At 72.1% G+C, this 7,046-nt stretch carries 7 protein-coding genes; 4 read left to right on the top strand and 3 right to left on the bottom strand.

Annotated features, from left to right (window positions below):
* The 4 genes from AC27VN_RS03490 to AC27VN_RS03475 all read left to right on the top strand — a co-directional run.
* Window positions 1–840, top strand: an 840-nt coding sequence (locus tag AC27VN_RS03490) for a thiolase C-terminal domain-containing protein (protein ID WP_490875643.1), incomplete at its 5' end; no start/stop codon positions are given.
* On the top strand, window positions 837–1,301 hold the full coding sequence (locus AC27VN_RS03485; RefSeq protein WP_490875642.1) for a Zn-ribbon domain-containing OB-fold protein: 465 nt from the start codon (window positions 837–839) through the stop codon (window positions 1,299–1,301). The genes AC27VN_RS03490 and AC27VN_RS03485, both read left to right, overlap by 4 nt.
* Entirely contained in the window at window positions 1,294–3,042 is a 1,749-nt protein-coding gene (locus tag AC27VN_RS03480) for an FAD-dependent oxidoreductase (protein ID WP_490875641.1), read from the top strand. The genes AC27VN_RS03485 and AC27VN_RS03480 overlap by 8 nt, the downstream gene beginning before the upstream one ends.
* Complete coding sequence (locus AC27VN_RS03475) at window positions 3,039–4,148, top strand: CaiB/BaiF CoA transferase family protein (protein ID WP_490875640.1); 1,110 nt, start codon at window positions 3,039–3,041, stop codon at window positions 4,146–4,148. Before AC27VN_RS03480 ends, AC27VN_RS03475 begins: the two co-directional genes overlap by 4 nt.
* Window positions 4,149–4,164: 16 nt before the next feature.
* On the opposite strand, the gene AC27VN_RS03470 is transcribed toward AC27VN_RS03475, so the two are convergent.
* Genes AC27VN_RS03470 through AC27VN_RS03460 form a run of 3 tightly spaced genes read right to left on the bottom strand, consistent with a single transcriptional unit; the run spans window position 4,165 to window position 7,009 of the window.
* Window positions 4,165–4,800: an aspartate/glutamate racemase family protein gene (locus AC27VN_RS03470; RefSeq protein WP_490875639.1), complete on the bottom strand. Its 636-nt coding sequence runs from the start codon at window positions 4,798–4,800 to the stop codon at window positions 4,165–4,167.
* Window positions 4,797–5,702 (bottom strand): polysaccharide deacetylase family protein, encoded by a 906-nt coding sequence (locus AC27VN_RS03465; RefSeq protein ID WP_490875638.1) that lies wholly within the window; start codon window positions 5,700–5,702, stop codon window positions 4,797–4,799. The genes AC27VN_RS03470 and AC27VN_RS03465 overlap by 4 nt, the downstream gene beginning before the upstream one ends.
* Window positions 5,699–7,009, bottom strand: coding sequence for an MFS transporter (locus AC27VN_RS03460; RefSeq protein ID WP_490875637.1), 1,311 nt, complete (start codon window positions 7,007–7,009; stop codon window positions 5,699–5,701). Before AC27VN_RS03460 ends, AC27VN_RS03465 begins: the two co-directional genes overlap by 4 nt.
* Window positions 7,010–7,046: the final 37 nt, after the last annotated feature.

Here is a 7,046-nt window from a genome sequence, read left to right as displayed (position 1 = left end):
GCGCTCGCGCAGGGCCAGCACGGGCGCTTCGGCCAGGTCGGCGGCATCGACACCATCTCCGGCGAGAAGGCCTACCTCATGCCCCACGGCGTGCTCTCTCCGCCGCAGCGCTTCGCGATGCGCGTGCGCCGCTTCATGCACGAGCACGGCGTGCGGCAGGAGGCGCTGCGCGCCATCGCGCTCGCCTCCTACCACCATGCGCAGGCCAACCCACGCGCCGTGATGCACGGCAAGCCGCTCGATGCCGCGAAGTACGACGCCTCGCGCTGGATCGCCGAGCCCTTCCATCTGTACGACTGCTGCATGGAGAACGACGGCGCCGCCGCGATCGTGCTGGTGGCGGCCGAGCGCGCGAAGGATTTCGCGCACAAGCCCGCCTACCTGCTCGGCGCGGCCTCGGGCTCGGGCTTTCGCGCCGGTGCCCATCCGCACAACGCCCCGCGCTATGCGAGCGCGGGCTTCGACACCGTGGCGCCCGACCTCTATGCCATGGCCGGCATCGCGCCGGCCGACGTGGGGGTGGTGCAGAGCTACGAGAACTTCACCGGCGGCGTGGCGATGGCGCTGGCCGAGCACGGCTTCTTCGAACCCGGCGAGGCCAACGATTTCCTCACGCTCGAGAACCTCATCGCCCCCACGGGCCGGCTGCCGCTCAACACCAGCGGCGGCAATCTCGCCGAGTGCTACATGCATGGCTTCGAGCTGGTGCTCGAGGCGGTGCGCCAGGTGCGCGGCAGCTCGACCAGCCAGGCGGCGCGCAGCGACGTGGCGCTGGTGATCGGCGGCCCCATGGTCACGCCCGCGAGCGACCTGCTGCTGGGATCGGAGAACGTGCTGTGAACGACACGAACGACGCGAACGACGAGAAGCGCTACCTGCCCGCGGGCCTGCCGGTCCCCGTGTCGGAGCCCGACGGATTGTCGGAACCCTATTGGCAAGGCCTGCGCGAGGGCGTCCTGCGCGTGCAGCGCTGCACGCACTGCGGCACCTGGCAGTTCGGCCCCGAGTGGATCTGCCACCGCTGCCATGCCTTCGATCCCGCATGGGTGGAGGTCGCGCCGCGCGGCCGCATCTTCAGCTGGGAGCGCGTCTGGCATCCGGCGCATGCGGCGCTCAAGGACCATGGCGCCTACCTCGTGGTGCTGGTCGAACTGCCCGGGGCCGGCAATGTGCGCATGGTCGGCAACCTGCTCGGCGATCCGATGCAGGCGATGGAGATCGGCGCCGAGGTCGAGGGCGTGTTCGAACACCATCCGGATGCGCAGCCGCCGTACGCGCTGCTGCAGTGGCGGCGTGCCTGAGCCCGTGCGCACCGGCGATCAGGAGGCCGACACCTGCGACCTGCTCGTGGTCGGCGCCGGCGCGGGCGGCATGAGTGCCGCGCTCGCGGGCGCGCTCATGGGCCTCGACGTGGTGCTGTGCGAGGCCGGTGAACAGGTCGGCGGCACCACCGCCACCTCGGCCGGCACGCTGTGGGTGCCCGGCAATGTGCAGGGCGCGGCCGCGGGCTTCGCCGACTCGGCCGCCGAGGCCGCGCGTTATCTCGACGCGATCCTCGGCGAGGACGATCCGCGCGGGCTGCGCGCCGCCTATCTCGCGAGCGCTCCCGAGGCGATCGCCTTCCTCGAGGCCCGTTCGGAACTGCGCTTCGCCTCGGCCGGCCGCCATCCCGACTACCTCGCGCTACCCGGCGCAGCCGTGGCGGGACGCGCGCTCTCGCCGCTGCCCTTCGACGGGCGGCGGCTGGGCCGCGAGTTCGAACGCATCCGCGCGCCGATGCCCGAGTTCATGGTGCTCGGCGGCATGATGGCCAACAAGGCCGACGTGCAGGCCCTGGCCTACCGCTGGCGCAGCATCGCGAACTTCCGCCATGCCGCGCGGCTGGTGCTGCGCCATGCGCGCGACCGGCTCACGCATGCGCGCGGCACGCGCCTGGTGCTGGGCAATGCGCTCGTCGCGCGGCTGTACTTCAGCCTGCGCCAGGCCGGCGTGGCGGTGCGCTTCGGCATGCGGCTGCGGCAACTCGATATCTCGGCGGGCCGCGTCACGGGTGGCGTGTTCGAACACGAGGGATCGACGCGGCGCATCGCGAGCCGCCTAGGCGTGGTGCTCGCCACCGGCGGTGTCGGCCATCATGCGGCGTTGCGCGCCCAGCTGGCGCCGGCCAGCGTGTCGCCGCGCACGTTGCGGCCGCAGTCCTTCGAAGGCAACCGCGGCGAGGGCCTCGATGCCGCGCTGCGTGCCGGGGCCCGGCTCGAACGCCATCGGGGCGACTTCTTCTGGCAGCCCGTCTCGCTGGCACCGCGCCCCGGTGGCGAACCCGGGCTCTTTCCGCACCTGTACCTCGACCGCGCCAAGCCCGGGCTGATCGCGGTCGATGCCGAAGGGCGCCGCTTCGTCGACGAGAGCGCCTCGTACCACCACTTCGTCGAGGCCCTGCTCGCGCGCATGCGCCCCGGCGCATCGACGCCACCGGCCTGGCTGGTCTGCGACGCGGCCTTCGTGCGCGCCTACGGCCTCGGCACGATCCCGCCCGGCACGCGCGCGAGCGCGCTGCGGCGGAACGAGGCATCGGGCTATCTCGTGCTCGCGCACGACATCGACGCACTGGCCGCGCGGCTGGGCATCGATGCGCGCACGCTGGCAGCCACCATCGCGCGCCACAACCGCCATGCCGAAGCCGGCGAGGACCCGGACTTCGGCAAGGGCAGCACCGAGCTCGGCCGCTTCAACGGCGATGCGGCGCGTGCACCGAACCCCTGCCTCGGCTCGATCGCGCAGCCGCCGTTCTGCGCGCTGGCGGTCTGGCCCGGCGAAGCCGCATCGAGCGCGGGTCTGGCCACCGATGCCGACGGCGCCGTGCTCGACACGGACGGGCAACCCATCGCGGGCCTCTACGCCTGCGGCAACGACATGGCCTCGATCATGCGCGGCGCCTATCCGGGCCCGGGCATCACGCTCGGGCCCGCGATCGTGTTCGGCTGGCGCATCGCGCGGCATGCGGCACGACGCAACCCCAACCCAGCTTCCTCACCACGATGAATCCCTCCTCCACTCCCCGCGCGGCCAGCGGCCCGCTCGCCGGCCTGCGCGTGATCGAGTTCGCCGGCCTCGGGCCCGCGCCCTTCGCCTGCATGCTGCTGTCGGACATGGGCGCCGACGTGATCACCATCGACCGCCCCGCGCGCCGCCTCGGCGACCGCAACGACATCACGGGCCGCGGCCGCACCGTGGTGCTGGCCGACCTCAAGGACCCCGGCTCGCGCGAGGAGGTGATGGGCCTGCTGGCACGCGCCGACGTGCTGGTCGAGGGCTTCCGGCCCGGCGTGATGGAGCGCCTGGGTCTGGGCCCCGACGAGGCGCTGCGGGGCAATCCGCGGCTGGTCTACGGCCGCATGACCGGCTGGGGCCAGCACGGCCCGCTCGCGCAGGCCGCGGGCCACGACATCAACTACATCGCGCTGACCGGCGCGCTGCATGCCATCGGCCCGGCCGGCGGCGCGCCGGTGCCGCCGCTGAACCTGGTGGGCGACTACGGCGGCGGCAGTCTCTACCTCGTCGTCGGCATCCTGGCCGCACTGCTCGAACGCCGGCGCTCGGGGCGCGGCCAGGTGGTCGACGCGGCCATCGTCGACGGCGTGAACTCGCTGATGAGCCTGTTCGCCACCAGTGCGATGCGCGGCACCTTCCGCGAGGAACGCGGCACCAACGCGCTCGACGGCGGCGCGCCCTACTACGGCAGCTACGCCACCGGCGACGGCCGCCATGTCTGCATCGGGCCGATCGAGCCGCAGTTCTTCGCCGAGCTGTGCGAGCGCCTGGGCGTCGACCCCGCGCTGCGCGATGCGCAGCACGACCGCGCGCGCTGGCCCGCGCTGCGCGCAGAGTTCGAGCGGCTGTTCCGCACCCGCGGCCGCGACGAGTGGACCGCGCTGTTCGACGGCAGCGATGCCTGCGTCGCGCCCGTGCTTGCGCTGAGCGAGGCACCCGTGCATCCGCACCAAAGTGCGCGCGAGGCCTTCGTCGATGTGGAAGGCGTGCGGCAGCCGGCACCGGCGCCGCGTTTCTCGCGCACGCCGTCGCGGGTGCAGGGGCCGGCGGCGCGCGAGGCGACGGCGGCTGCGCGGGTTCTCGCGCGCTGGGACTGAGCGGGCCGTCGGCGCTTCAGCCCTCGCCGAGCCAGTCGAGCAGGTCCGCCACCGGATCGATCACCTGCCGCATGCCCGCATCGCGCAGCCCCGCGGCAAGCCCGATACCGACCACGCCAACCACGAAAACCGGCTGCCGCCCACCGAAGCCCTCGCAGCGTTCGCGCAGCGCATCCAGCGCGATCTCCGGCTGCGCCGCGATGACGGCCGGCGCGAGATCGATCACCTGCCAGCCGTCGATCGTGCCCGCATGGCCGGTCGCCTCGAAGGCGGCCTGGTAGAGCGCCGTCATGCCGCGATCGAAGGTCACGATGTCGAGCCGGTGACCGCGCTTGCGGTGCAGCGCCAGCACGCTGCGCGTGAAACCATGGGCCGCGTCGCCGAAGCGCTCGCGCACGATCTCGTAACCCGTGTCGACCGACGACATCGCCACCACCCGGTCGAAGCCCTCGCTCAGGCCCGGCAGCGCGCGCGCCAGCGCCCCCTCGGCCCGCGCGTTGTCGGCGGCGGAGCCGATGATCCGTGGCGCCGCCTCGACCTCGGCGGCGGCCCAGCATCCGGACGGCCAGCCGCCGCGCGCGATGTGGCGCCGCAGCGTGGCCGTGATCTCGCGGCTCGAGTTCGGATTGAGGAACAGCGTCTTCGCCGTCATGGCGTGGCCGGAAAGCGGTGGCGCCAGAACTGCGCGATGTCGCGCCGTCGGCAGAACCAGACATCGGGGAATTCGGAGGCCGCGAGCAGGAACTCGCGCAGCGCTTCGGCGCGCCCGGGCCGCCCGGCCAGGCGCAGGTGCAGGCCGATCGACATCATCGACGCCTGCCGGCGGCCCTCGCGCCGCAGGCAGGCGAGCGTGCGCCGCAGGTGGTCGGTGAAGTCGTCGGGCGTGTCGAAGCCCGGCGCCGAGGCGAAGCGCATGTCGTTGCAGTCGAAGCTGTAGGGCAGCACCAGATGCGGCTTGCCGTCGACGCGCGTCCAGTACGGCAGGTCGTCGTTGTACGCATCCGAGTCGTACTGCAGTCCCTGCTCGACCGCGAGCGCGCGCGTGCGCGGGCTGACGCGGCCGGTGTACCAACCGACCGGGCGTTCGCCGCACAGGCGCTCGAGCACGTCGAGCGAACGAACCATGTGCGCGCGCTCGGTCGCCTCGGGCACCTCGTCGTAGTCGATCCATCGCGCGCCGTGCGAGACCACTTCGTGCCCCGCCTCGACGATCGATCGCGCGGCCTCGGGATGCTTCTCGAGCGCGCCCGACACCGCGAAGTAGGTGGCCGGCACCCGGCATTCGGCGAGCAGATCGAGGATGCGCCAATGGCCGGCCCGGCTGCCGTACTCGTAGTGCGACTCCACCACCAGGTTGCGGCGCCCGGCGCGCGCCGTCGCGCCCGACACGTCGCTGTTGAGCACCTCCGAAAAGGTATCGCCCTCGAGCACGCAGTTCTCCGCGCCCTCCTCGTAGTTGACGACCACGCTGAGCGCGACGCGGCGCCCGCCCGGCCATTCGAAGTCGGGACGCGCGCGCCCGTAGCCGATGAAGTCGCGCACCGCCTCGCTCATCGCTGCACCTTCGCCTTCGCCACGCAGACCCCGATCAGCAGCAGGCCGAGGGTGCAGTAGATCGAGATCGACAACGGGCTGTCGAAGCGGTCGAGCAGCCAGACGCAGATGCTGGGTGCGAGCGCGCCGCCGAAGACGCCCGCGAGCTGGAAGCCCAGCGATGCACCCGTGCACCGCACCCTGGACTCGAACATGTCGGGGATGAAAGCCGCGAGCGGCGCCCACAGCGAGGCCTGGCAGACCATGCCGATCACCGAGGCGAGCACCACCAGCGAGGGATTGCGCGTCTCCAGCAGCGGAAAGTACGCGAACGACCAGACGATCGAGGCGCCCACGCCGAGCAGCAGCATCGGCTTGCGGCCGAAGCGGTCGGACAGCGCGCCGAACAGCGGGATCGCGACCACGCCGACCGCCGCGCCCCACAGCACGGCGTTCAAGGCCACCTGCCGCGGCAGGCCGAGCCGGTTCGGCACGTAGATCAGCAGCAGCAGCGAGAACACATACCAGATGACGCCCTCGCCGGCCCGCACCCCGATCGCCAGCAGCACCTGGCGCCAGTGCTTGCGCAGCGTCTCGGCCAGCGGCGCCTCGGCCTTGTGGTCGCTCTTCTCGAGGCTCTTGAAGACCGGGGATTCCTCTATCGTGCGGCGGATGAAGTAGCCGATGCCCACCAGGAGGATGCTCGCGAGGAAGGGCACGCGCCAGCCCCAGTCCATGAACTGCGCGTCGGTCGTGACCGTGTTCATGAAGCCGAACATCGCATTGGCGATCAGCACGCCGATCGGGCTCGCGACCTGCACCAGGCTGCCGTAGAAGCCGCGGCGGCGCCCACTGGCGTCGAACTCGTTGACCATCAGCGCCGCCCCGCCCCATTCGCCGCCCAGCGCGAGCCCTTGGGCGAAGCGCAGCACCGCCAGCAGCAGCGGCGCGAGCAGCCCGACGTGCTCGTAGGTCGGCAGCAGCCCGATCAGGAAGGTCGACAGGCCCATGACGAGCAAGGTCGAGACCAGCACGAAGCGCCGCCCGAGCTTGTCGCCCAGCGAGCCGAAGATCGCGGCCCCCACAGGCCGCGCGACGAAGGCGATGCCGTACGACAGCAGCGACAGGATGGTCGCGACGAAGGGGTCGGTCTGCGGGAAGAACAGCTTCGGAAACACCAGCGCCGCCGCCGTGCCGAACACGAAGTGGTCGTAGAACTCCAGCGTGGTGCCGACCAGGCTCGCGGCAGCGACACGCCGCGGACTGGTCGAGGATGCGGGCCGGTCTTCGGCGCGCGGGGCCGTGTTCGCCGTGGCGGATGTCGTCATGGGGATGCTCCTGATCGATGGACGGCGCCATTGCAGC

The sequence above is a fragment of the Variovorax sp. 20P10.2.4 genome (assembly GCF_058244205.1).
This window is presented reverse-complemented; position numbering and strand designations above follow the sequence as displayed.

What these genes read in the sequence shown, in the direction of transcription:
- AC27VN_RS03475 (WP_490875640.1), top strand. Translation starts at nt 3,039, where the DNA reads ATGAATCCCTCCTCCACTCCCCGCGCGGCCAGCGGCCCGCTCGCCGGC.
- AC27VN_RS03470 (WP_490875639.1), bottom strand. Translation starts at nt 4,800, where the DNA reads ATGACGGCGAAGACGCTGTTCCTCAATCCGAACTCGAGCCGCGAGATC.
- AC27VN_RS03465 (WP_490875638.1), bottom strand. Translation starts at nt 5,702, where the DNA reads ATGAGCGAGGCGGTGCGCGACTTCATCGGCTACGGGCGCGCGCGTCCC.
- AC27VN_RS03460 (WP_490875637.1), bottom strand. Translation starts at nt 7,009, where the DNA reads ATGACGACATCCGCCACGGCGAACACGGCCCCGCGCGCCGAAGACCGG.